The organism is Sphingobacterium sp. GVS05A (genome assembly GCF_019969845.1).
GTDB lineage: Bacteria > Bacteroidota > Bacteroidia > Sphingobacteriales > Sphingobacteriaceae > Sphingobacterium.
Window position 1 is genome coordinate 185099 of record NZ_JAHXYR010000001.1, and the last position, 24018, is coordinate 209116.

Sequence of the window (24018 nt, forward strand, 5' to 3'; positions counted from 1 at the left end):
GCCTATCATTTTGAGAGGGTAATTTTCAAAATGATAGGCTAACGTTTTACAGTATAATGTATATCAACGACCATATATACGTAATAAGCGATATAGTGGATGTTGAAATGTGCTAAAACTAGATTTTTTCAATTTTTAGGGATGATACCTTATCATTAAAGTTTTAAAAATCCATTTCTTTTCGGAATTCTCGTGGCGTCTTGTTCATAATGGATTTAAAGAATTTATTGAAATTCGTAAGATTTTGATAGCCGCAGATATAGCAGATCTCAGAAATACTGAGTGTTCGGTCCATCAGCAATTTGCAGGCATGGCCAATGCGCATTTCATTGACAAATCGGGTGAAAGATTTCTGGGTATGACGTTTGAAAAAACGACAGAAAGCGTTGGGAGTCATATTAAGGATTCCGCTGGCAGCTTGTATATTAACGTCTTCTTTGAAATTGCTCATGACATAGAGATAGACCTTATTAATGCGCTGTGTTTCCTGTTCGCTAAAGGTCGGTCGATAACCTTCGGACACAAGACTTTCAAATTCTACGGCTTCCTGCAGTAATTGGATAAGTTTAAGAAATTCAATAATCTTTGAAAATCCTTCTTTATCACTAATGCTTTCCATCAGTGTATGCGCCTTATCTTTAGTTTCACCATAAAAGCGGAGCCCACGTTGGGCCTTACGGATAAAATGCTGCATCGCTTGAATCGTTTGATGTTCGTCGGTCAGCTGGAGTAAAAAATCTGCGGGAAAATAGATCACAATAGCACGCGCCCGTTGTGGATTGCCTGGTTCTAAAAATACGTCATCATTGCGCCAGATATGCGGAATATTTGGCCCCATCAAAACCAAGTCACCTTCCGTGAATGTAGCAATATTATTGCCCACAACACGCTTACCAAAACTTTCCAAAATCAACACCAGTTCGCATAGTTCATGAAAATGAAGAGGATTGCTCAAAAAGTCTTGATCAACTATTTTGACATGGATGGTTCTTTCGCTGGGCGGACTGAGTTCAATAAATTGAGCTTTGGGTAATTTGTTCATAGCTAGCGAGATTGGTTGACTACAAAAATAAATTATTTATCGATATTTCAAACAATATTCACCTATATAAGTATTTATTGGTGGTATTTGGGGATATATAGTTTTTGTTTTTGTATGATCAGTTTTAGTATTGCATTTTAACGGCCTGTATCTTTGACAGAATAAGATAGCCTTATTTAGTTGATATCAGGAAAATGAAAGAAAATAACCTTATGAAATGGGCGAATGATGAAACGCTTTTTGAGCTGATCCGTAAGGAACTTTTTACAGCTGTCATTGGGGATGTGATGGACAAAATGGGATTGTTCCATCAATTTCTGCCACCGAATATAAGACCTTTAAAATCAGATTTGTTTTTAATTGGTAGGGCAATGACGGTATTGGAGGCCGATGTTTGCGGAACTGCTGAACAGCAGTCGAAGAATTCAGTATTGGCTAAATCATTTGGATTGATGCTTGAGGCCTTGGATGATCTACGTCCGGGTGAGATTTATATTTGCAGCGGCTCTTCGCCGGACTATGCGCTCTGGGGTGAGATTATGAGTGCAAGGGCCAAAACATTGGGTGCGCATGGGGCGATTGTCAATGGCTACTCAAGAGATACCGTTGGGATTTTGGCGCTCGAGTTTCCTTGTTTCTCCATGGGCTGTTATGCACAGGATCAGGCACCACGTGGAAAGGTTATTGACTGGCGGGTGCCCATCCGTTTTGGGAATGTCCTGATCAAGGATGGCGATATGTTGATCGGCGATATTGATGGTGTCTGCGTGGTACCACGCGAATATGAACAGGAGGTTTTCGCTCGGGCATTTGAAAAAGCGAGAGCTGAAAAAGTAGTATTGAACAAGGTTATGGAAGGCATGGGTGCCAAAGAAGCATTTGAAAAATATGGAATTATGTAAATTAAAATTGTCCAAAGGCAGCTGGTTGGCGCTGTTGTTGGCCTGTACGACCTTGGGAAACCTGTCGGCACAACAGGCTGGATCATTTTTGACGCCTTTGCCTGATCAGTTGGCCACAAGTAAAACCAGTCGGATTCTGTTGAATGGACAGTGGAACTTCAAAGTTGCCAATACTAAGCCAGTGGCCATTCAGGTACCGGGAGAATGGGAGATGCAAGGCCAGCATGTCGCTGCGGGTGAAACGGCAGTGTATGAGCGTTCATTTGAAATGCCCGATGATTGGGAAGGTAATCCGGTATACATTCGCTTTGACGGTGTCAGTTCACATGCGCTTGTCAAAGTAAACGACCAGGTAGTCGGTGAACATGAAGGCGGATTTGTGGCTTTTCAGGTTGACCTAAATGAAAAGGTCAACAAAGGAAAAAATAAACTGACCGTAGAAGTTCAGGCAAATACCCTAAGTGATATTTTATCTTGTGTGTCTCAGTATGCGGCGCATACCGTGGGTGGAATTTTGCGCAAAGCAACTTTATTTACAGTGCCTAAGGTGCATATTTCGGATGCAGCAGTTGCAACAGATTTCGATTCAAAATATGTCCATGCAACGCTTAAACTTGCCGGCCTGGTGCAAAATAGCTCGAACCAGCCGCAGCAGGTCCAATTGCGCTATGTACTCCGGGATGCCGACGGTAAGACAGTTCTTCAAAAATCCTCCGACAAGATTCAGCTTGGGGTAGGGAGCCATAAACGGATCGAAAGTCTACTAGCGGTCAAAAAACCGATGCACTGGTCGGCCGAGACGCCTTACCTCTATCTATTGGAAACGGATTTGATCGTCAATGGTGAGGCCGTGCAAATGAATAAGCAAAAAGTAGGATTTCGCGAAATTGAAATCGTAAAAAACCAATTATTGGTAAACGGAAAACCTGTGAAATTGAGGGGAGTTAATAGACATGCTGTGCATCCGTTGAATGGTAGGGCTTCAAATCCAGAAATAGATCGGCAGGATGTGCTTTTATTCAAACAGGCGAATGTCAATTATATTCGCACTTCGCACTACCCTCCATCAGAGGAATTTTTGAATGCAGCAGACGAATTGGGTATGTATGTGGAGAGTGAAGCTGCATTGAGCTGGATTCAACATCATGCTTCTCCAATCTGGCGGAAATGGGACTATAAAGATAAACGTTTTTTGCCAGTTATGCTGGTGGCAAATATCGATAATGTATTGAGTAATAGACAGCACCCTTCTATATTGTTCTGGTCGCTGGGAAATGAATCTCATTGGAGCCCACTTTGGGCGGAGATCAATCAACATGTGAAAACCTTGGATCCAACACGTCCGACAAGCTTTCATGATCAAACTTGGGGTGGCTTTAATAATGGTGGAAGTAAGGCTGATATTGCCAATTACCATTATCCAGGTATTAACGGGCCTTTGGCAACCGATACCATGAAAAGACCAACATTATTTGGCGAATATGCACATCTTTCAACCTATAATAGGCGTGAATTGTTGACCGATCCTGGCATCAGGGATGCTTATAATGCTCCCTTGGTGACCTTTGTTGACTCGATTTATAAATATTCCGCCAATTTAGGTGGAGCGATCTGGAGTGGTATTGATGATACTTTTCATCTTCCCGATGGACGTATTGTTGGTTATGGGCCCTGGGGGCCAATCGATGGATGGCGCAGACCGAAACCGGAGTACTTTGGTATGAAAAAGGCTTATTCACCAATCAAAATCGGTAAACCGGTTATTAACGGTAGTAAAGTCGTTATCGATATTGAAAATAGGTATGATTTTCTGTCACTTGATCAAATTAAATTTGTGGCTATTGTCGATGGAAAACAATTTCCATTCAAAGCCGCTATCGGACCTCGTAAAGGTGGGCAGGTAACCTTGCCAATTCCAAGTGGGTACAGCTCATTGCAGATTATTGCAACAGATAATCAGGGAAATGAGGTCGAAAATGAGTTGTTTCAGAAAGACCGAAAAAATCAAGAACAATTTTTGACGACAGCGTTACAGCTGAAACAAGATTCGGCGTATATTTATGTAAAACAAGGAAATTTGGATTATACATTTAGCAGAACCTATGGTAAATTGGTAGCAGTGCGAAAAGATGGCGAACTTATTTTGAGCAAAGGCCCCACAATCGCATTAATCGAAGCGAATGCGGAGGACGGGGGAAAACCGAATGTAGCGGGGGAGACCTATCAGAATAATATTGCACCATTGAAACAATATGAACAATATATCTTATTTGCCGATGCCGTGGAGGCAATTGATTCGGCTGATAGCATTTCGGTAAGTATGAATCTTACCTATCAAAATGGAAAAGGAAAACAAAAATTTGTTTTCCTTAAGAACGGTCTTCTGCGTATAGAATACGAAATGTTTTATCAACGGGAGAAGGAAATGAATCTTTATCAATCAGGTTTGATGATGGAATTGCCTTTATCGTACAATAAATTAGCCTGGTCGCGCAAAGGTGCATTTTCAACTTATCCAGAAAATCATATCGGGAGAAATGAAGGTGAAGCAGCATTGAATGCTATTCTGCTTTATGAAGTAGAAGAACATGGGAAGCCACAGGCGAAGGATTGGAAAGATGATGCCAATAGTTTGGGATCAAACGATTTTAGATCGACCAAAGCAAATATTCATTGGGCAAGCATAAATGGGCCTGGAGCTAAAGTAACGGTACTATCCAATGGACAACAACATTCCAGAGCATGGAAGCAAGATCAACATATTCAATGGTTGGTAGCGGATTATTCAAACAATGGCTCAGAACCTTTTTATGGCTCGCCGCATAGCTATGGCCGTAAAAAAATAAAAAAAGGGGATAAGTTAAGTGGACAGATTATTCTAAAAATAGATTAAAAAATTGAATCGGAATGAAGATTATAGACGTCAAAGTCTGGTTGGTAGAAGGAGTAAAGTACAATTGGACTTTATTAAAGATTTATACAGATACAGGTCATACAGGTGTGGGCGAGGCTACCAACTGGCCAGGTAGTCCAATTGTGTTTGAGGCTGCCAAACATGTGGGCCAACGGATCATTGGGTTGGACCCCATGAAAACAGATTTTATCTGGACCAAACTTTATCGCGACTTAAACTGGATAGGGCCCTATGGTGCGAGCATGTGTGCGATATCAGGAATTGATATGGCGCTCTTGGACTTGAAAGCAAAGGTGCTTGGAGTACCTTGTTATGAACTACTGGGTGGTGCATTTCGCAAAGAAATCTTGCTGTACGCGAATTATTGGTTTACCGCTGGCGGGCACAATCCACAAGATTATGCCAAACAGGCGCGTGCGGTGAAGGATGCCGGTTTTACAGGATTAAAATTTGATCCTTTTGCGCATACAAACTACCTCTATGGAGAAGATTTGGCGGTTAACCTGAATTTGACTGCCGAGCAGCAAGATTTAGCTTTTGAAGTAAGTAAAGCAGTTCGTGATAGCGTAGGCCCCAATTTTGATATTATGATTGAGACCCATGCAATGTTGAATTATCGGGTAGCCGTACAGATGGCACAACGCCTTTCGGAATTGAATATCACTTGGTATGAGGAACCTGCAGGTCCAGAAAATGCGGACAACTTGCGGGCAATGCGTGAACGCATACCTTCCAATGTGTCAATCTGTGTCGGAGAAAGACATTACACGAGACATGGAATCCGACCGGTACTGGAAAAAAATATCTGTGATATTATGATGCCCGATATTACGCGATGTGGCGGGCCTTCGGAAATGAAGCGGATGGCAACGATGATGGAAGCCTACAATGTATTGTTGGCACCACATAATCCAAATGGGCCACTTTCAACCTTGGCAAGTGCCCATGTGTGTGCATCGGTACCAAACTTTTTTAGACAGGAATTTCTGTTCAACGATGTTCCCTGGAGGGATGAAGTCATCGATCATCCAATTAAGGATATGGTGAAGAATGGTCATTTGATATTGAGTGAGAATCCGGGATTAGGTGTAGACCTGATCGAAGAAGAAATGCTTAAGCATCCAGGGATATTGGAGCCTAGACCAGGTTTTTACGTGTAAATTTTATAAGAAAATGGCGTTTACAATTGATTTGACGGACAAAATTGTCCTTATCACTGGTGGTATTTCTGGAATTGGGCTAGGGGTAAGTATGCAATTTGCACAGGCCGGCGCAACGGTGATAGCCTGTGCCGAATTAACTGTTGATGATCCGACAGTGGCTTCATTTTTTTTGAAAATGGAGCCCTTTCATGAGCGTACATTTTATTATGAGACTGATGTGTCTCAAGAAGCTGCGATTCTGAAGCTGGCTTTACTTTTGCAACAAGAGTATGGTCGTCTGGATATACTGGTTTCCAATGCTGGACAGAATGTTTTCAGGGGCCTGGATGACTGTACATTAGCGGATTGGAACAACAACAGTGCGTTGAATCTCGCTTCCCATTGGCTGTTAGCCAAAACCCTTAAACCGCTACTGATGCAGGCCTCACCTGGAGTGATTATCATCATGGCCTCTAACCATGCCTATGCTTCCATTCCGGGATGTTTTCCCTACAATGTCACAAAAGGGGCTTTATTGTCCTTGGTGCGTGCCATGGCTGTTGAATGGGGACCCGCGATTCGAGCGGTAGGGCTCGCACCGGGATTTATTGATACCCCGGGGAATCAAAAATGGTTCGATTCATTTCCGGATGCCGAGCAGGAGCGACAAAAAACTATCGATAGACATCCGGTTAAACGACTTGGTACAGCCGAAGAGGTCGGCGGTTGGTGTGTATTTCTTTCCAGTACCTACGCTTCCTTTGCGAGTGGAACGACCTATCTCATTGATGGGGGTAGAAATGCTTTAATGCAAGAAGATTAAAAAATAAGCACATCGACAGGGGGGCTTGAAGCGTAATAGCTATGGAAAGAAATGTAAAAACAGCGCAGGTATTGCTAGAGGCGAAAATTAAATACAATAGACTAGTAGTTTTTTGTTACTTCTAAAATTATTGCACCTCCAATGACAACAATTATTATATTTGCAATACTGTCAATTCATGAAAGCGAAACAATTCATATGGATCTTACTGCCATTGATGCTCCTCCAGAGCTTCTCTACCGTATGGGTATGGACTGTTTTTGAACTCAATAGAGACTATATTGCCAAAAATGAATGTATCAACCGCTTTAACGAAAAGGCGCTTTCCTGTAGAGGGCAATGTATCTTGATGAAAAAGATGCGTGAACATGAAGAAAAGGAGCAGAAGAAACTCGAGACACGCATCATCGATGTTGTTTTTATCAACAACAGCCTGAATTTTACCTTTGACAATTCTTCATCTGACGAAGACTGTATTCAACTGGCCTTTGCAGAACAGAAAGAGAATTATGCTTACCGCCCCATCTTTTCTATTTTCCACCCACCGCTCGTCTAATACCTTTTAAAGAATTTATTGGATGCAACGATTGACGTTTTATGTAAACGGTCCAATCTGTATGTGTTTTCCTGAGAAGAATAACTGTATGCATGTTGCCCAGTGATTTATACCACGGAAAGCATATTCTTCGTCCATGAAGGAAGTCCCTTTGGCGCTATTGATCCAGCTGGATTAGGCTGATGGGACTGGCTATCGAATCTCCTATCTGCTGAAGGAATAGCACATGGGAATACTATATACTGTTTTAAACAATTGGAAAAAGAGAGTAATGAAAAATAGAATCACAATAATCCTTGCCTGTTTTGGCTTTATCCTTCTGCTTGCCTGTGCGGATAATGGGGATAAGAAAAAGGTATCAACCGGCAAAGCTACTGAGCCGGCAGCGGCATCTCCAGCAACCGAAATGTTGGACTATAAAACCGAAGGAGCCAAAGGGGTAGGTCCTGTTGTATCTTTTGAGCACAAACCCTTTGATGCACAGCTCGCAAATAGGGGGGTAGAGTTATTTGTCTCCAAATGTGCTATGTGTCATGGCTTTGATCGTACCTTGGTAGGTCCGTCATTGGACGGTGTCATCAAACGCCGTACACCGGAATGGATCATGAATATGATGCTCGATCCGGCAACAATGCTTGAAAAAGATCCTGATGCAAAAGCACTGAGCAAGGAGTTTGCGTCACCCATGATCAGTCTGGGCTTGCAACAGGAAGATGCGCCCGCAATTTTGGAGTACCTCCGCGAACGGAATAGCGCAACGAAATAAAGAAATAATCTATATCGATGAAATCCTACAAGCTGAAAGGACTTTTCTGTCTGTTGATGGCCTGGGCTCTTTGCCTACAGGCAACCAATCTATTGTGGGTATTTATTGGCTTTGAATGCAATCGGGATTATATTGAGCAGCAGCTATGTGTCTATCGCTATGAACCTGCGGCTACCTGTAAGGGGTTCTGCTACCTGAGTGAGAAAACAGTGGAAGAAAAAGAGGCCAGCGATGTGTTGATCAAAGTGAAAAGTGCTGAGATACCGCTGTTTGTACAGCTTGTTCAAGAGCTGACCCGGCAGCAACCCTTTACCCGAATTTTAAGAATAACCCATCCGCTAACGGAAGGTAACCCCTTGTGTCAGGGGATCTTTGACCGGATTTTTAAACCTCCAATCGTATAACCATTCCCTTTAAATTTTTTATTGAAGAAAAAGAATAAGATAATGGTAATACGAAAAGAAAAACTAGATTTTCTAAGACTAGAAAATATTGATTCGGCTTCCAATGGGATTATTATTATGCCTATCGCCGAATATTTACATGCCAAAGCTCAACAAAAGACATTGCTCGCGCATTCATACTATAGTGTTTTGCTGATTAAGAGTGGTGGCCTGACGATGGTGGCAGATAAAAGAATGTATGCCATGGGCAGGCATGATATGCTGAGCATCAGCGCCGATTGTGTCTGTAGCTTCCTGCATAATATACCTGTCGAAGGAAGTATCGTCCTTTTTACGGAAACCTTTTTTATGCAGCGCTACCATATGGAAAGGACACACTACTTTAACTATTTAAAATGTAACCGGATGAACGGCTTTGTATTGACCAGTGAAGACATCGAAAGATGTAGCCACCTGATGGAGCTGATGCAGAAGGAATATCGTACAGCAAAATTTGGCTCAAGAGAGTTGCTACACAACCACCTGCATAGTTTGCTACAGCTGTTGGGGCGTCGGATTACAAAAAATATTGGCGCTGTGCGGATGGACGAAAAGGAGGAACGGTTAATGGCTTTCGAGACTTTGTTGGACGAAAATTATAGAGAGAAGCGATTCCCGTCTTTCTATGCCGAAAGACTGAATTTGTCAGTCAATCATCTCAACCGCATTTGCCGCGAAAAGAGAGCCGCAAGTTGTGGCACACTGATCCGGAATCGGATCGTATTAGAAGCAGAACGTCTGCTGTATCATACGTTTAAAACGGTCAGGGAAATAGCCATTGAACTAGGATTTGACAATGTACCTTATTTCATAACATTTTTTAAGGCCAAGAAAGGGCAGAGCCCTGAGGAATTTAGGAGAAACCAATAGGATAGTAAGAGGGGGCAATCTCAGATTCGGCAGTAGGCTCGCATTTTGCGCATTTGCCTACTGTCCGAATCGTTTTTCTTAACATGTCATCTTATTCGACCAGTTTGATATTGGATACAAGGTAAGCTTTTCCAAAATTTTTGGGGTCATGTGTGACAGTCGCTTGAATGGATTTCCATTTAAGGGGTAAGGAAACCAAACTATAATCAGTCAATCTTTTATGATTGTACTGCCAGATTTCCTCCAGTTGATCCCCAACCTTTTTATCGGTGTAAGTGAGTTGGATCTTTGTTCCAATGTTGATGAGATACTTATCTTCTTCATTCCAAAGTATGATTTGGGGCGGTCCAGGTATAAATGAGTGTATAAGCGATATTTCAAAAGGATCGTTGCCTGTGTATTTCTCCCGACTGATAATTTTAATAAATTGAAGACCGTCGGATGGGCCACCATCCATCAGTTCAGGACCATTGTAAGCGACCATCTTGGCCTTTATTTTATAATTATATCCGGGCTCCCTATCTTTAAAATTTGAAAGAGGCAGCTCCGCTGATTCTTTTTGTGGTAATAACAAGGGGGCATCGTTAATAGCACCATAATGGTGACTGACTAAAAGCTCGACCTCTTGTCCATCTCTTAGGTTAAAGCGACCATATCCCTTTTCTTTCGAACAGGCAGAAAAGATAAATAGGGTAACTAGTAGGCAAATGTACTTCATGGTTTAATATAATGGTTTGTAAAATGATGTGATAAATCTATCAAATAGAACGATTTGCCCATGCTTTATGCTACATCAACTTAATTTTTCTCGATGTTAAAGGCCATGTGATCGCTTCTTTGCTGCAGAATATCGTTGTCAATATTTTCCACTTTATCCGCATTGATCGGATAAAGTGTAGGGCCCATAATTCCCTTTTTATAAAGCTTTCTTCATTTCTTAGAAAGAGATTTTTACGCACTATATTCTGGCTGCTGAAGGGATAGATAGAAAGTGGAATATTGCAAACAAAAAAGCCATGTCAAAAAACATGGCTTCGGGATTTATTATAAGTCTATACTTAAGTAGCAAGTTCTTTTACAAAGTATTTTTTTCGGAACCAAAATGCAAGGGTGACCAGTGCTATCAATGCGGGGACCTCGACCAGTGGACCAATCACTCCGACAAAAGCCTGTCCACTATTGATACCGAATACACCAATTGCGACCGCAATGGCCAATTCAAAATTATTGCCTGCAGCCGTAAAAGCAATGGCTGTACTTTGTGAGTAATCGGCACCGACCCTTTTGCCAGCAAAAAAACTGATTATGAACATCAGCGCAAAATAAATTAGCAATGGGACCGCTATTCGCAATACATCCATAGGCAACTGTAAGATCATTTCACCTTTGAGGCTGAACATCACAACAATGGTAAAAAGCAACGCTATCAAAGTAATTGGAGAGATCAAGGGGATAAAACGGTTATGAAACCAATTTTCACCTTTTAAGGCGATCAGCCCATATCTGCTCAGAACTCCAGCGAGGAAGGGTATTCCTAGGTAAATAGCGACGCTTTTTGCGATTTCAGCAATGGAAATGTTCACGGAAAGTCCTGTCACACCAAAAAGTGGAGGTAACACAGTGATAAAAACGTAGGCATATAAACTATAGAGTAAGACCTGGAAGATACTGTTCAACGCAATTAATCCTGCGGCATATTCTCTATTACCATTTGCGAGTTCATTCCATACGACAACCATTGCAATACAGCGAGCAAGTCCGATTAGGATCAATCCGGCCATATATTCAGGATATCCGTTCAGAAATAAAAGTGCCAATACAAACATTAATACTGGTCCTATGATCCAGTTCAGAACCAGGGAGGTGCCGAGAACTTTTAGGTTTCGGAAGACCTTCCCAACCTGTTCATAACGCACCTTGGCCAATGGCGGGTACATCATGAGAATCAGTCCGACAGCAAGTGGTATATTTGTTGTGCCACTGCTATAGCTATTGATCCATCGTGCAGAAGTGGGAAAAAAATTGCCCAAAGAAATACCGAAAACCATTGCCAGGAATATCCATAAGGTGAGGTAACGGTCAAGAAATTTTAACTTCGATTGCATGGGTTAGATCTTGATATTTGAAAAGACATAGCACATTTCGGCCGCAATTTCTAAACTACGTTCTGCATACACTGCTGTTTGCTCAGCTGTGCCATCTGAAATCTTGGGATCTTCAAAAGTAATCGGTATCCTTTTTTCAGCACCGGGAATAAAAGGGCATCCGCCATCCGCCTGCGAGCAGGTCATGATTGCAGCAAAGCCAGAGATTGGGTTGAATGGACTATCATATTTTTTTGAAAAGCCGATAACCGGCTGGTCGTTGTCGCCATATTTTATTGCATAGATTGGGTTATCCGTATCAGCGATCTTAAAAACCTCAAATCCCTGCGAAACCAATGTTTCTGCGATTTTAGGAAATAAAGCAGTTTCTTCCGTCCCCCCTGAGTAGCAGTTGACCGCTGGGATATGATGGAAGGATGCGGCCACCTGCGCCCAAAGCTGAGATAAATGGCTTCTACGGGAATTGTGGGTACAGATAAAATTGAGGTTGACCGGCTGTCCACGATCAACCTTGTCCTGAATAAATTGAATCAAGGGATTCAATGCCGCTTTACGTTCCTCAGACAAGTGTTGTCTGCAGGTAATCGTGCTTATTATTTCTTTTATTTTCTGATACATTGCTGCAGTGAATTTTAAGTGATTAACAACAGCCTGAGCCTGGCGTGCAGCAAGAAGTTCCGCTGACTGGCAATGCTGAAATATTTATTTTCGGCTTTTCGGATGGTATGCCGCAAGCATCTTGGGCGAGGCAGGCCGTAGTCTTGTTTTTCAAGACAAAGGTCTTACCGTTAAAGTCAAGATCGTATTTGCCGATCGTACTGCTTTGGTATTCCACTTCAATTTCCCCATCTTCGATACCCAATTTCTCTTCGGACAAATTGATAATATGTAATAGTTTGCCTGGTTTTAGACGGTGCTCATAATCATCCGCATTCCATAGCTGGAAGTTTACCACTTTCTCCTGACGGATAACACCACCACAGTCAATGAATTTTTTTGTGATCTGACCTACTTCGGTGACATGGAAGTGTTCAGGAACAAATGTGCCATTTTCCAACTGAAAATCAACATGATCCAATGTTGCTAAAATTTCTTTGATTTCTGATAATTTCATAAAAGACTAATTTTATTATTTATTAAAAACTATATATTGCAATATTACGATGTATTTGCTCAAAAAAAGTTACTTACAGCAGCTTGAGATGTTTACGTCCTGATTGAAAAATGCGTTGAACTCCTGTTGCATTTGTTTCCAGACCGCTTCATTAATACAGTAACAAACAGATTTTCCCTCGATTGTCCCCTGTATTATTCCTGTATTTTTTAATTCCTTAAGGTGTTGGGAAATGGTTGCCTGTGCTAGCCCTAGTTCATCAACCAGATCGTTGCAGATGCATGCTTTCTTGTCAATAATATATTGAAGGATAGCTATTCGTGCGGGGTGTCCTAAAACCTTAAATGCTGTAGCCAGTTTATTCTGTTCATCAGCGAAAATTTCTGTCTTTGTAAGTCCCATCTTCTTTTGTTATATCGCAATATTACGATAATAATTTTAAATATCCAAATATGGGCAGTTCCATTTGGTTATCGAGCGTCGAAATGTGCTATTCCGCTATTGTCCAAGCGTGAGATTGAAACCGTGGCTTTGGTAGCCAAAGGAAACTCTAGTCCACAGACCTCGTAAAAACTTTTTATTTCGCCCGACACGGTACGTACTCACCGGAAAAATCTGTTCAGAAAAAAGGAGACCAAAAGTGTTGGTGAATTTGTATGTAAATGCATCGAATGGGGGTTGGTATGATTGATATTCGATAATTTGCATTGTACATTTTTTGGCAAAAAAATTGTTAAGGTTACTCTGATTAGAGCGCCAAAATGGTATCATACGATAAGATTATACATAAACCGAAATCGGCTTAAGGATTGATCTTATGGTGAAAATGCCTGCATAAACAAATTTAAATTAGCCATTAACAATAGATGAGACCTATTTTATTGATTATATTCATTCTTTTTATAGGACGTTCGGGCGCGCAGACCACGGAAATTCCCGATCGTATGAAATCTGCTTTTACAGGTAAGTGGGAGTATAAGACCAGGTTTCAGACCAATACCGTGGTGATCTGGTTTGAACCGGGCAAGGAATATGCAAGTTTTAAAGACATCGGCAGCGGTGAGGCTCCGCCAAGAACTTTTCGGCCCCAATTAAAAGGAAATGTCTTGTTTATCCCGGCTAAGCAGGGACTTAATGACGAGCTGGAAATGGAGGTCGTAAAAGGGAAATTGAATTTAAGGGTAAAACCGATTATATGGGATGAAACGGGAAATATAGTGAAAACTGGAACTGTTGAAACAAGAATTTTTAAACGTACTACCAAAGAGAAATAAAGATCCGCAGGGAAATAGAGGCCCTGTCCAAAACTAAAAAATGATATGTCAAGAATCGTTGTCTTTTTCGCACTAGTCCTTTTCTCATGCCAGGGAAAGTCTACCAACAAGGCACAGCAGAAAACTGATACTGTTGATGCGAAAAATATAGTTCCGAAAAATAATACTGTTTCTTGCGAACAAGTTGTAAAGCAATTGGTGAAGTCAAGCAATGCAGTCGCATTTAGTCAATTTGGTGATACGCTTGTTCAGGCTGCAGTAGCTTACCGAGACCCTGAAAAGCTGACGATCAAGTTGTATGTCATTAATGATATTTCGGAAACTCCTTCAGAAAAAAGACTGGTAGAACGTGCTGTGGGCTGGTTGGAATTTCATCAGAAAACCGGACAACTTTTGGATATAACAAACGACCCCGATAATCCACTAATCTTGCGGTATGATAAGCGTATTGCGAAAGAACATGATCTTTCCTCGTTATGCTGTTCCACAGCAGCGATTTCCAAGCCGGGCAGCGGATATGCATTAAGAGATGTGATGTTGGACAAGGATATCAAGTTTAATGGTAAGCTGGATAGGTTTTTTACACGAAGTGATTTTGAAAAAGTTTTCGGTCGGCCCGATAGTATTCAACTGCTAAAAGATGAAGTGCCCTGTATCACTATTTTTAATACTGAAGCTCCGGATGATAAATACCTATACAAAAGTGGTTCACGCTTTGAAACCAGCGGGGATAGTGTCGCAGTAGAAGAGTTCTGGTTTTTGAATGGAAATTTTATCAACTACAATGGGATCCGGATAGATGCGAATACAACGATAGAAGATATGCAACAGCTTTTCCCTACAGCTGTCAGTGAACGACAGGGGATGGATAAAGTGGGAAAATTGTGGGTAATCAGATTGCGGGAGGACAATGAAGGGATCGTGGATGGTCATATCAGAATGTACTTTAAAGATGGTAAAGCGCAATCCATACATTGGTGGTCTCCGTGCTAAAACTGTGCAGTCAATAACAAATCGTATAAGCGATATTCTGGTGTAGCCTTGGTCGATTAATCAAACTCAATATCATTTTGGTTGAATTCAACCGCGTATTTTATCACAGGTATTCTAAGTGAGGATAACACCGCAAATGTGCTGAAAGGGTTTCTATTTGCTATTCGCGTATTTTTGTAAGCTTTTTATTTTCCTTATCAAATACATATTCAACCTGCTTCTTGTCAGCATCAGTCAGTCCCCAAAATAGTCTTTCGGTTCCCCATTGTGCTTTAAGTTCTAGAAATTTTGGCTCAATGATCCAGTTTCCATCCAGACCAATAAGACCGTACAGCTCGGATTTTTTATCCTGGGCAACAACACAAGAGCATGTTTCGTAAAAGTCTTCATGCCGCAGGTCTGATTGATCTGCGGAATTCCGTTCATACACTTGTTTGACAACTTTTGCACTATCCCAAAATACGACAGTTGCTTTCTTAAAATCAGATACGAAATATTGTGTCAGAAATAAAGAATCAGCCATCCCATCCAATTTAGCATTCAATTTTTCGGATGAGTACTTCTGATGGACCTCTGCACAAGTGATTTCGTCTTTGTCCAAAAGGGCTTTCGCCTGTTCCATGTTTGCAATAAGAATACGTAAATCGTCTTTTTTGTAGGCATTCCGTTGTTCCGCTGCTACTGTTGTCAATTGGCGTCCTTTTTCATCTGTAGCCAAAATTCGTACAAGATGCCGCATGGATTCAGATGTTTTAATGCGTACATATCCATTGCCACAATGTATCACTTCAATGTTGCCGGCCGAAGTCGCTATGCGCTGTCCGGTGCCGGTAATTTCATAGTTAATTTCTTTGTTTAGATGAGTTTCCATGCTGTAGTCGAAACTCTTAATGGGTTTTGTTCCCTCGAGGATCAAGATCTGATCGCCAAGCTGCTCTGAAACGATTTTGTCAACAACCTTAATTTCTTGATCCTGGACTGATCCATCCAGAAAGTATATTTTTTTCAATTTAAATATCGCCTGATCAATATTATTGATAAAATCCATTGTAAAAGGATAATCATTTTCTAATGTATGAGCAATATTAAATCTGTCGAACTTTAGTTTAATGTGTGTATTTGGATAGATATAATCCGTTAGGGGCGGATATCCCTTGCGAAAATGATAGCTTTCGTCGAATTTGGTCTTATTTTCTTTTTGATAAGGTTGATTGCTGAAAGCAGCCTGCATTTCTTTGAAATCTGTGGCAACATGTTTATCGTTATTCAAAAGTTGCTCAAGCAAAGCGAGGTTATCATCCAGCATATCCTGACATTCCTGCTTGGATTGTCCGTTGGAACAGCTGTTGTTGGTAATCAACAAAATGGTGAGAACAATCTTAAATATTTTGCTCATTTTTTATCTGTTAAAATGTTCTTACAATTTATCCATCAGAAACAGGCGGCTATCAATTCCAATTGGATAGGGCCATTGATCACTAAATTATTAATTTGATAAAGAAGAAAATGGAATTATTTACAATCCGTGAAAAACCTTTTACGATTCGAAAAAGGCTTCTGCGTTTTTTGAGATCGCAATAGCTTTGCATTTGGTCAATGGAAAGCAGCGGTACGTCAAAATGTTTATTGCTTCCAGAGATCAAGAGCTTCCTTTGCAGAAAAAAACATGAAGAAACAAGTTTTATGTGCCATCTTGTTCAGCGGCTTAGCGACGCTGACAGCACATGCCCAAAATGCTGTATCCGGACAGGTTATTGTCGATTATGTCCCGCTGTCAAACTATATCCGACCAGAAGACAGTGTAAAGACTGGCTCTAAAAGTGATTTCAAAAGGATACAATTTAATCTAGAAATACCTTTGTCGACCAAAGTGGATTCTTTGGGTAATATCAAACGCTGGTCATGGAAAATGGGAGCTGCCTACGCAAAGATGCAAAACCGTGATTATGAGCAACAGCTTTTTCCTACTGAAATGTTGAATGCCGAAATCGGACTGCAATACTTGACTTCTTTAAAGAAAAACTGGTCGCTATTGACTTTTGCCTCTGTCGGTATATATTCGGATCTGGTCAAAGTCAATGGCAAGGATGTCCTGGGGCAGGGGGGAGTTCTTTTCATCAAACGATTTAAACCGAATCTTGCCTTTGGATTTGGTCCGGTATTGAGCAATAGCTTTGGTGTACCGATGATTCTGCCGGGACTGTATTTTGACTGGAAGACCAATGGCAAGGTCAAGTTCAATGTGAATTTCCCACAGGGTCTTGCCGCTGCTTATCAGGTCAACAAGTTCATGGATCTTCGTGCGGTAGTCAATCTGGATGGTATGACGGCCGAACGGGAAAAGAACGGAAAGTCCACACTGGGTGGATTTATGTTGTTAACCGCAGGTCTCCAACCCCAATTCAACCTCGGTAAGAATCTTAAATTGCAGCTAACGGGGGGAAGCACACTTGCCCGGATGTATGTTGAAAACGATCGGTCCTTAAAGAGTTTCTTCAAGGATAAGAAGCAGGCTGATCCCCGCTTTTCACCGACTTTCTATACTTCGGTAGGATTTAAATGGAATATGCCCTATTAACGGCTCAGGAGCTTCTTAAAAACCACGTTTTGGAGAAGCTCTTCTCTTTTTGTACGGGAGATGGGTAATTCCTGTTCCCTAATGTATACTCTTCCACCTGAGATAATATCAATATGATTGACATTGACCAGATAAGATTTGTGGATACGGAAAAAATGGCTACTCGGTAAAGCTTCTTCCAGTGCAAGCATGGTCTGATGGATAGTGAGCGTCCGTTCTTTAAAATGGAGTTTGGTGTAATTCTGCATGCTTTCGGCATAGAGGATATCTGTCCAGGAGATTTTGACGAAGGCATCACCCTGCCGGACAAAAAGCATGGTATCATTGGCAAGAGGTTCCTGTGTCGATTTATTGCGCTGTACAAATTGTTGAAAGGCTTTTGTTGCTGCCTGAAAAAAGCGCTGGAATACAATAGGTTTCAGAAGATAATCCACCGCCTGAAGACGGAACCCTTCCAGGGCATACTCCGAATAGGCTGTAATGAATATACACAGGGGAGGATTTTCAAGTGATTCCAAAAAATCAATACCATTGAGATAAGGCATATTGATATCCAAAAAAATAAGGTCAATATCGCCTTGTTGCAATCTAGAGGCTGCCGCTAGGGCCGAAGGAAAAGTTGCGACGAGTTCGAGAAAATCAACCTGTTCGGTCATCTCGGCAATATGCTGCCGTAGTAGGGGTTCATCGTCCACGATGATACATTTCATCTTTGTTTGTTCCATAGTCGTTTAGCAGTTAAGATTGATTGTCAGGTCGACGCAAAAACTATCGTCTCGCTTGTCAATGGTTAACGTGTACTGATTTTCATACTGCAGCTCTAGCCTCTTTTTGACATTTTCCAGTCCTATACCAGAGTGTCTTGTTGATGCCTGCAGGGGATAGGGGCGATAGCTATTTCTGATATGAAATTGAAAATAGCCGTCTTTCTCAGAGCAGTTGACGCAGATTTTTCCTTTTTGATTCGGAAGTCGATCCACATGTTTGAAGGCATTTTCCACAAAACAGATGAGCATCAGCGGTGCAATATGAAGATCCTCTGTTGACTGTGACCAGCTGCAGTTAACCTCCAGCTCCTCTCCCCAGCGCATCTGCTCAATCGTGATAAAATTTTGTAAGTATTGTAGCTCACGGCTCAGCAGTACAAATGATTGGTTGCATTCATAGAGCTGGTAGCGCAGGATATCTGAGAATTTTAACAGTAAAAAATCGGCCATATCAACATTCTTTTTCATCAGGATATGGATATGATTCAATACATTGAACATAAAGTGTGGATTGACCTGATCCTGTAAAACTTTGAGCTGGCTTTCCAGAAAGTTCTGCTGCAACTGACTATGGTCCCGCTGAATATTGGCATGTTCCTGATAAAATCGGATACCACAGGCCGTACCATTGATCAGTACGGATGAGGGGATAGCCTTATAGCTCTGTACAAACAAAAGTGTGGCCCGATCTTCCTCCGATAGTACTTGGCTATGGATAATAAAGTACGCATCTACTGCACCGATCAGAAGGGCCAAAATAAGGACGAAAAAGATAGCTTTGAAAACAAAGGGTTTCATTTTCTGTGTCTTAATGGCTTTGGGTAAGATGCTGTCACTTAGGAGTTGCGAGATGCTGATGGAACAGATCATGACCGATGAACTATGGATCAGCGCACTGATGGCGTCCATATCCTGCTTCACTTGTATCCATACGGCAAACCAGAGGACAAGCCAGAAGAGCGTGAGAAACAGGTGCCGATGGAGATAGTTATTTTTGAGAAACATGGGACAAAAATAGTCAAATATATAACAAAAACCTTTGAAGGCGGATATAGGATTGCCTTCAAAGGTTTTAGCGTTAAGGGTTGTATTAGAATATGAAGTAACCTACGCCAATGGAAAATGCCTGTGGCTTGGATTTAAAAGATTTAGACAAGTCAGAAAACCCACGCTCGTAACGGACATCGATACTGAACCTTTGGATATCAACCCCAAGACCGCCTGTAAATTGTACATTGGACTTATCGAAATGTTTGACGCCCTCTTTGATGGCCTTCAAGGGAGATAGATTGTCATTCAGGGTATAATTATATACTGCACCAGCAAATACACGAAAGTTCATATCCTGCTGCTGGTAGATTTTATAACCGACCATCACAGGAATATCGATCGCATTCCATTTGAGTTTAGTTTCAGTCTGTCCCTGTGGTTTGAGCGCTGCTTTACGTTTGCTGAAAAGTGCCTCGCCCTGAATGTATGCTCTTCCGAGGTTGACACGTGCCATACCACCGACATGGAGACCCATTGCATATTTGTCGTCCAGATCTGCTAGCTCGGTGTTGAGCTTGTTGATACTGCTACCACCTTTGATACCAATCTGAATAAGAGGTTGCTCTTGGGCAAATACCATTTTACTTAACATCATCGCGAAGAGTACAACGCATGATAAAATTGCTTTTCTGTTCATTTTTATTGTTTTGATATGTACAAAAAAACGAAGGTCAGCGGCGATACAGAAAAATCTTTGACGAACGGTATACTCGCGGTGACGAAAGTGAAAACGGTGATGTCAACCCCGCTATTCGTCCTTCAGGCTCCTCACTGGATTGACCATGGCGGCTTTGATCGATTGATAGCTGACCGTTAAGAGGGTGAGCACGAAGGCACCTGATCCTGCAATTAGAAAAATGTCCCAGGTAATCTGAATACGATAGGTATAAGAACTGAGCATGTCGTCGGAAATATAATAGGCGATCGGAAATGCGATAAGGCATGATAACAGCACCATGATAAGAAATTCTCGCGAAAGCATCTTTGTGATCGAAATGATAGAAGCGCCAAGAACTTTACGGACGCCGATCTCTTTGGTTCTGGTCTCCGCCATATAGGCTGTCAAACCGTATAATCCTAGGCATGAGATAAAAATTGTCAGTAGTGCAAAAAGACTGGAGAGTTTACCTAATTGATTGAAATCTTTAAATTTTTTTGCATAATTCGCATCAACAAAAGTGTACTCAAAGGGGTATTCTGGGTTATATTCCTTAAAAATTTTCTCCATTCGAACCAATGCATCCTGTGTTTCAATATGATCACTTAATCGAATATTGGTTATTGTAGTACCAGCAAAGGCTCCTTGAATAACCAAAGGTGTTATGGGATTAAATGGTGATTCTTGGACAAAATCTTTGATGACACCAATGATATGCCAATCCCTTCCATCAACTATTGTCTTTCCGATCGGATCATCAAAATTAAATACCTTGGCGGCCGATTCGTTGATTATCATGGCGGAAGAATCTGTAGGGAATTTAGTCAGGTCAAAATCTCGCCCGGCGATCAATTTCAATCCCGCGGTATTGACTAAATTATCGTCTACTCCAAACCGTGTAAACATGGTGTTGTTATCTTTTGGTTTACCATCCCAGATCATGGAATTGTTGCTCCAGTTTTCTGTTAAGGGGGCTGAAGTTCGTGAAACATTTGAAGCAATACCGGAGGAGATTAAAGCATTTTTTATCAGTAATTTGTTTTTACCGATCTTTCCCTGGTCTATAATATTGATCAATCTATCTTTATTATAGCCAATTTCTCTATTTTGGGCATGTTTTATTTGTTTCTGAATAGCTATTGTTGTAACAATGAGGATAATAGCAATACAAAATTGAACAATGACCAGAACTTTTCTGGGATTGAAATTCCGTTGGGCGTGTAACAATTTGCCTTTTAATACTTTTACCGGTATAAAAGAGGATAGATAGAAGGCTGGATAACTCCCTGAAAGAATGCCTGTAAAGAGGATAAAGACTATAAAAACAGACCAAAAGGGGATATCCGTATAGGGCATAGTCAATGTTCTTGAAATTAAATGACCAAAATAGGGCAGGACCAGTATCGTTATTAGCAGTGCCAATATGCCTGCGATACAGGCAATGAGAATGGATTCGATTAGGAACTGATAAATCAATAGCCCTTTATTTGCACCCACTACTTTTCTTACGCCAACTTCTTTCGCCCTTTTTTCACTTTGTGCTGTACTTAAATTCATGAAATTTATACAGGCGATTATCAATATAAAGCAGGCAATAGCGATAAAGGATCGTACCATTACGATTCTACCGGATGTCGGCTTACCCATGTCGGTGTAATTACTGTAAAGCCATTTATCCGCAATAGGCTCAATAAAATTCTCGGCTTTATTTTCCGTATGTTTTTGTAAGAAACCTTTTATATTTTTCTGAAATTGGTCAATGTTAACATTTTGATCCAGTTCAATATAGGTTTGAATGGAATTATTTCCCCAGTAATCATCAGAATACCCTATTTTCTCCAGCAATGTCCATGGAACAAAATAAGTTGTTCCCTTCATAAAGGAATTGTCGGGAATGTCTTCAATGATTGCGGATACGGTGGAAATCTGTGTACTGTCCAATTTGATTGTTTGGTTCAGCGGGTTGTTCTGACCAAATAATCGATCTGCGAATGATTTGGTCAGAACGATCTGATTAGGTTTTTTCAGTGCTTCAACCGGATTTCCAGCTAGGACTTTATAGTCAAATATTTTCAGGAAAGTACTGTCAACAAAAACGCCCTGTTCTTTTGATAGTTTAATTTCCCCTCTTGTTAATAAAAAACCGGTCCCCTTATTGACCCTGGCTACATTGTTTATTTCCGGAAAATCAGTTTTTAAGGCAGCGGCCATTGGTTTTGGTGTATAAAAATGTTTTACGATCTCACCACCCCAAACATCTTTTATTCCTACAGCATATATCTGATCAGTTTTTGAATAAAACCTATCATAGGTAAATTCACTTTTTACCCAAAGCATGATCAAGATTGCTGCCGCCATTCCGATAGCTAAGCCCACAATATTGATTGCTGTAAACCCTTTGTTCTTCTGAAGGTTACGAAAGGCTATTTTGAGATAACTTTTAAGCATATTGATCAGTTTAAGTTATTGTTACCAATTCGTTTGCCAATTGTTTAATTTGCTGATATGTAGTGTTTTGTTTTTTTATTTGAGATTCAAAACTGTTCGATGTCGGACGTTTTTTGTACGGAAACGGACAATTTTATACTGTGAAAAAGAAGCCATTGCTCGGTTTCGGGACGCGACCAAGCCTCATCTCGTTCCTTGCGCCATGAAGCACTTCTTCCATCCCAATAAGTTGCTATTCTTTCAATCATCTCGATACTTTTTAATACATACAAATTTATCCATATTATCCTGAACAAAGGGTTGAATTTATGTCAAGACAAATATATTTTTTCATAAATTAGATTACAGCGATTAGTCTGGTACTGGAAAAGTAAGCGAGGCTAATTTTATACCATTATAACTTAAATATATGGGTAAGGTACTTCATCGGGAGCGTTTTATCGTTCCGACTATAGGCAATAAACAGATCTGTTGGATGTTGATGATCGGAGTGGTTTTGATGACCTCTTGTCGGACCATCAAAGATCCCGGTATACGGGATGCACTTTATAACAGCAACTGCAATCAACGGAACCTATATAGCTATACCGCTGATCAACTTCCGGTGGCACTGTACCAACAGCAGTTGTCAAAACGTCTGACGGAAAAATTTGATCACAACACGCTTAACATGGCGAATGCCATAGGGATATTGGATCTGATAGATAAGTATATGCAGCTGCGGACCCGGAGAGATAGTACCAGTGTGGAGGCCCGACTCCGTATCCTGGAGATCAAGCAGGATATTGACCATCGGATAAATGCCGCTTCGATCGAGATTTCTGCCGTTTCTTCGGAAATGGACTGTGAGGAAGAAAGGGTAAGTCAGGTAGCCAATTACCTCAAAGGCAGGCAGGGGGACAGGGAGTCCAAATTGACCAAAGGAGCGATAGTGGTGGGGGCACTTGGTGCTATCCTCGCCGGTGGAGTGGTTAAAAACGAGGGTGTAAGTAATACCATCGGGATTACGGCAGGTATCGGAGAGGCAGGCCTAGGGTTGATGATGATTTTTAATAAAGAGTCTGTTGAGTTTCATCACAAGAGAAATGCCTTAAAGGACGTGTGGGATAACGTAGAAACTTCGGCGATTTTTCCTCCCCTGGTCTGGTATTATCTGAAATATAAAAATCCGTCTGTTGGCCAAGATAAATCTTTAAGAGAGCAGATCGTAGAAAAATGGACCAATCTGGGGCAGATTAACCTGGATCCGAAGAAGTCGTCTGTACAGCTCTTCTTTGGTGAAGGAGGGAAGTACTCTACGGATGAACTGGAGAACCGCGCAGATATGTATGATCAATTGGAATCTAGTATTACGCTTATGAAACAGGATCTCAAAGCGCTTATGCTAGAGCTCGATAAGATTTAATACTGTCATGTCTTCCAAAGGAGGTGGAAGACACAGCAATGTCAAACCTGTTCAATGCTAAGGTCTGTATTCGCACAGGTAAATAGCTTTCATTTAAGGATACATTAAAGTTCACACCTACTTATTCTGAATTCGTTTTCGGTAGAGTAAGTTTATTGATAAAATAGG

Annotated in this window: 25 protein-coding genes; 13 read left to right on the forward strand and 12 right to left on the reverse strand. The window is 41.1% G+C overall.

Annotated elements, in window-relative coordinates; genetic code table 11:
• Positions 1–163: 163 nt before the first annotated feature.
• Positions 164–1042: an AraC family transcriptional regulator gene (locus LC454_RS00795; RefSeq protein ID WP_223578139.1), complete on the reverse strand. Its 879-nt coding sequence runs from the start codon at positions 1040–1042 to the stop codon at positions 164–166.
• Between the two features lie 194 nt (positions 1043–1236).
• Here LC454_RS00795 and LC454_RS00800 point away from each other — a divergent pair, with 194 nt between their 5' ends.
• The 8 genes from LC454_RS00800 to LC454_RS00835 all read left to right on the forward strand — a co-directional run bounded on the left by LC454_RS00800 (position 1237) and on the right by LC454_RS00835 (position 9458).
• Complete coding sequence (locus tag LC454_RS00800) at positions 1237–1944, forward strand: RraA family protein (protein WP_223578141.1); 708 nt, start codon at positions 1237–1239, stop codon at positions 1942–1944.
• Positions 1931–4837 carry a glycoside hydrolase family 2 TIM barrel-domain containing protein gene (locus LC454_RS00805; protein ID WP_223578143.1) on the forward strand — a complete coding sequence of 969 codons (2907 nt, stop codon included), beginning with the start codon at positions 1931–1933 and terminating at the stop codon, positions 4835–4837. Before LC454_RS00800 ends, LC454_RS00805 begins: the two co-directional genes overlap by 14 nt.
• Before the next feature lie 14 nt (positions 4838–4851).
• Positions 4852–6018 carry a mandelate racemase/muconate lactonizing enzyme family protein gene (locus LC454_RS00810; protein WP_223578145.1) on the forward strand — a complete coding sequence of 389 codons (1167 nt, stop codon included), beginning with the start codon at positions 4852–4854 and terminating at the stop codon, positions 6016–6018.
• A 13-nt stretch (positions 6019–6031) separates the two neighbouring features.
• Positions 6032–6823 (forward strand): SDR family NAD(P)-dependent oxidoreductase, encoded by a 792-nt coding sequence (locus LC454_RS00815; RefSeq protein WP_223578153.1) that lies wholly within the window; start codon positions 6032–6034, stop codon positions 6821–6823.
• A gap of 178 nt (positions 6824–7001) precedes the next feature.
• On the forward strand, positions 7002–7379 hold the full coding sequence (locus tag LC454_RS00820) for a hypothetical protein (RefSeq protein WP_223578155.1): 378 nt from the start codon (positions 7002–7004) through the stop codon (positions 7377–7379).
• A gap of 271 nt (positions 7380–7650) precedes the next feature.
• Positions 7651–8145, forward strand: a complete 495-nt coding sequence (locus tag LC454_RS00825) for a c-type cytochrome (protein WP_223578157.1) — start codon at positions 7651–7653, stop codon at positions 8143–8145.
• 17 nt (positions 8146–8162) lie between these two features.
• Positions 8163–8549, forward strand: a complete 387-nt coding sequence (locus LC454_RS00830) for a hypothetical protein (RefSeq protein ID WP_223578159.1) — start codon at positions 8163–8165, stop codon at positions 8547–8549.
• 42 nt (positions 8550–8591) lie between these two features.
• On the forward strand, positions 8592–9458 hold the full coding sequence (locus tag LC454_RS00835; RefSeq protein ID WP_223578161.1) for a helix-turn-helix domain-containing protein: 867 nt from the start codon (positions 8592–8594) through the stop codon (positions 9456–9458).
• Between the two features lie 91 nt (positions 9459–9549).
• On the opposite strand, the gene LC454_RS00840 is transcribed toward LC454_RS00835, so the two are convergent.
• The 5 genes from LC454_RS00840 to LC454_RS00860 form a co-directional block, all read right to left on the reverse strand.
• Positions 9550–10176, reverse strand: coding sequence for a hypothetical protein (locus tag LC454_RS00840; RefSeq protein ID WP_223578163.1), 627 nt, complete (start codon positions 10174–10176; stop codon positions 9550–9552).
• Positions 10177–10516: 340 nt separating this feature from the next.
• Positions 10517–11563, reverse strand: a complete 1047-nt coding sequence (gene arsB, locus LC454_RS00845) for an ACR3 family arsenite efflux transporter (protein WP_223578165.1) — start codon at positions 11561–11563, stop codon at positions 10517–10519.
• Positions 11564–11566: 3 nt separating this feature from the next.
• Positions 11567–12181, reverse strand: coding sequence for a protein-tyrosine-phosphatase (locus LC454_RS00850; protein WP_223578166.1), 615 nt, complete (start codon positions 12179–12181; stop codon positions 11567–11569).
• Positions 12182–12203: 22 nt separating this feature from the next.
• Positions 12204–12677, reverse strand: coding sequence for a DUF6428 family protein (locus LC454_RS00855; protein ID WP_223578174.1), 474 nt, complete (start codon positions 12675–12677; stop codon positions 12204–12206).
• Between the two features lie 69 nt (positions 12678–12746).
• The gene (locus LC454_RS00860) at positions 12747–13079 is read right to left on the reverse strand and encodes an ArsR/SmtB family transcription factor (RefSeq protein ID WP_223578176.1); all 333 of its coding nucleotides are present in this window, start codon (positions 13077–13079) and stop codon (positions 12747–12749) included.
• Positions 13080–13256: 177 nt separating this feature from the next.
• Between LC454_RS00860 and LC454_RS26590 the strand changes: the two genes are divergently transcribed.
• From LC454_RS26590 to LC454_RS00875, 3 genes are all read left to right on the forward strand, one after another.
• A complete protein-coding gene (locus tag LC454_RS26590) occupies positions 13257–13364 on the forward strand; it encodes a hypothetical protein (RefSeq protein ID WP_223580168.1) in 108 nt (35 codons plus the stop codon).
• A 179-nt stretch (positions 13365–13543) separates the two neighbouring features.
• Positions 13544–13951 carry a hypothetical protein gene (locus tag LC454_RS00870; RefSeq protein WP_223578178.1) on the forward strand — a complete coding sequence of 136 codons (408 nt, stop codon included), beginning with the start codon at positions 13544–13546 and terminating at the stop codon, positions 13949–13951.
• Positions 13952–13996: 45 nt separating this feature from the next.
• Positions 13997–14944 carry a hypothetical protein gene (locus LC454_RS00875; RefSeq protein WP_223578180.1) on the forward strand — a complete coding sequence of 316 codons (948 nt, stop codon included), beginning with the start codon at positions 13997–13999 and terminating at the stop codon, positions 14942–14944.
• A gap of 160 nt (positions 14945–15104) precedes the next feature.
• Here LC454_RS00875 and LC454_RS00880 read toward each other — a convergent pair whose 3' ends face one another.
• Positions 15105–16340, reverse strand: a complete 1236-nt coding sequence (locus tag LC454_RS00880; protein WP_223578182.1) for a hypothetical protein — start codon at positions 16338–16340, stop codon at positions 15105–15107.
• A 270-nt stretch (positions 16341–16610) separates the two neighbouring features.
• On the opposite strand from LC454_RS00880, the gene LC454_RS00885 reads away from it, so the two are divergent.
• On the forward strand, positions 16611–17522 hold the full coding sequence (locus LC454_RS00885; protein ID WP_223578184.1) for a DUF6268 family outer membrane beta-barrel protein: 912 nt from the start codon (positions 16611–16613) through the stop codon (positions 17520–17522).
• Here LC454_RS00885 and LC454_RS00890 read toward each other — a convergent pair.
• The 5 genes from LC454_RS00890 to LC454_RS00910 all read right to left on the reverse strand — a co-directional run bounded on the left by LC454_RS00890 (position 17519) and on the right by LC454_RS00910 (position 22693).
• A complete protein-coding gene (locus LC454_RS00890; RefSeq protein ID WP_223578186.1) occupies positions 17519–18247 on the reverse strand; it encodes a LytR/AlgR family response regulator transcription factor in 729 nt (242 codons plus the stop codon). The two genes, LC454_RS00885 and LC454_RS00890, sit on opposite strands and share 4 nt — an antisense overlap.
• A gap of 6 nt (positions 18248–18253) precedes the next feature.
• Complete coding sequence (locus tag LC454_RS00895; RefSeq protein ID WP_223578188.1) at positions 18254–19294, reverse strand: sensor histidine kinase; 1041 nt, start codon at positions 19292–19294, stop codon at positions 18254–18256.
• An 85-nt stretch (positions 19295–19379) separates the two neighbouring features.
• Positions 19380–19976: a porin family protein gene (locus LC454_RS00900; protein ID WP_223578190.1), complete on the reverse strand. Its 597-nt coding sequence runs from the start codon at positions 19974–19976 to the stop codon at positions 19380–19382.
• A gap of 111 nt (positions 19977–20087) precedes the next feature.
• Positions 20088–22445 (reverse strand): ABC transporter permease, encoded by a 2358-nt coding sequence (locus LC454_RS00905; protein ID WP_223578191.1) that lies wholly within the window; start codon positions 22443–22445, stop codon positions 20088–20090.
• Positions 22446–22531: 86 nt separating this feature from the next.
• A complete protein-coding gene (locus LC454_RS00910) occupies positions 22532–22693 on the reverse strand; it encodes a hypothetical protein (protein WP_223578193.1) in 162 nt (53 codons plus the stop codon).
• A gap of 161 nt (positions 22694–22854) precedes the next feature.
• On the opposite strand from LC454_RS00910, the gene LC454_RS00915 reads away from it, so the two are divergent.
• Positions 22855–23850: a hypothetical protein gene (locus tag LC454_RS00915; RefSeq protein WP_223578195.1), complete on the forward strand. Its 996-nt coding sequence runs from the start codon at positions 22855–22857 to the stop codon at positions 23848–23850.
• Positions 23851–24018 lie beyond the last annotated feature (168 nt).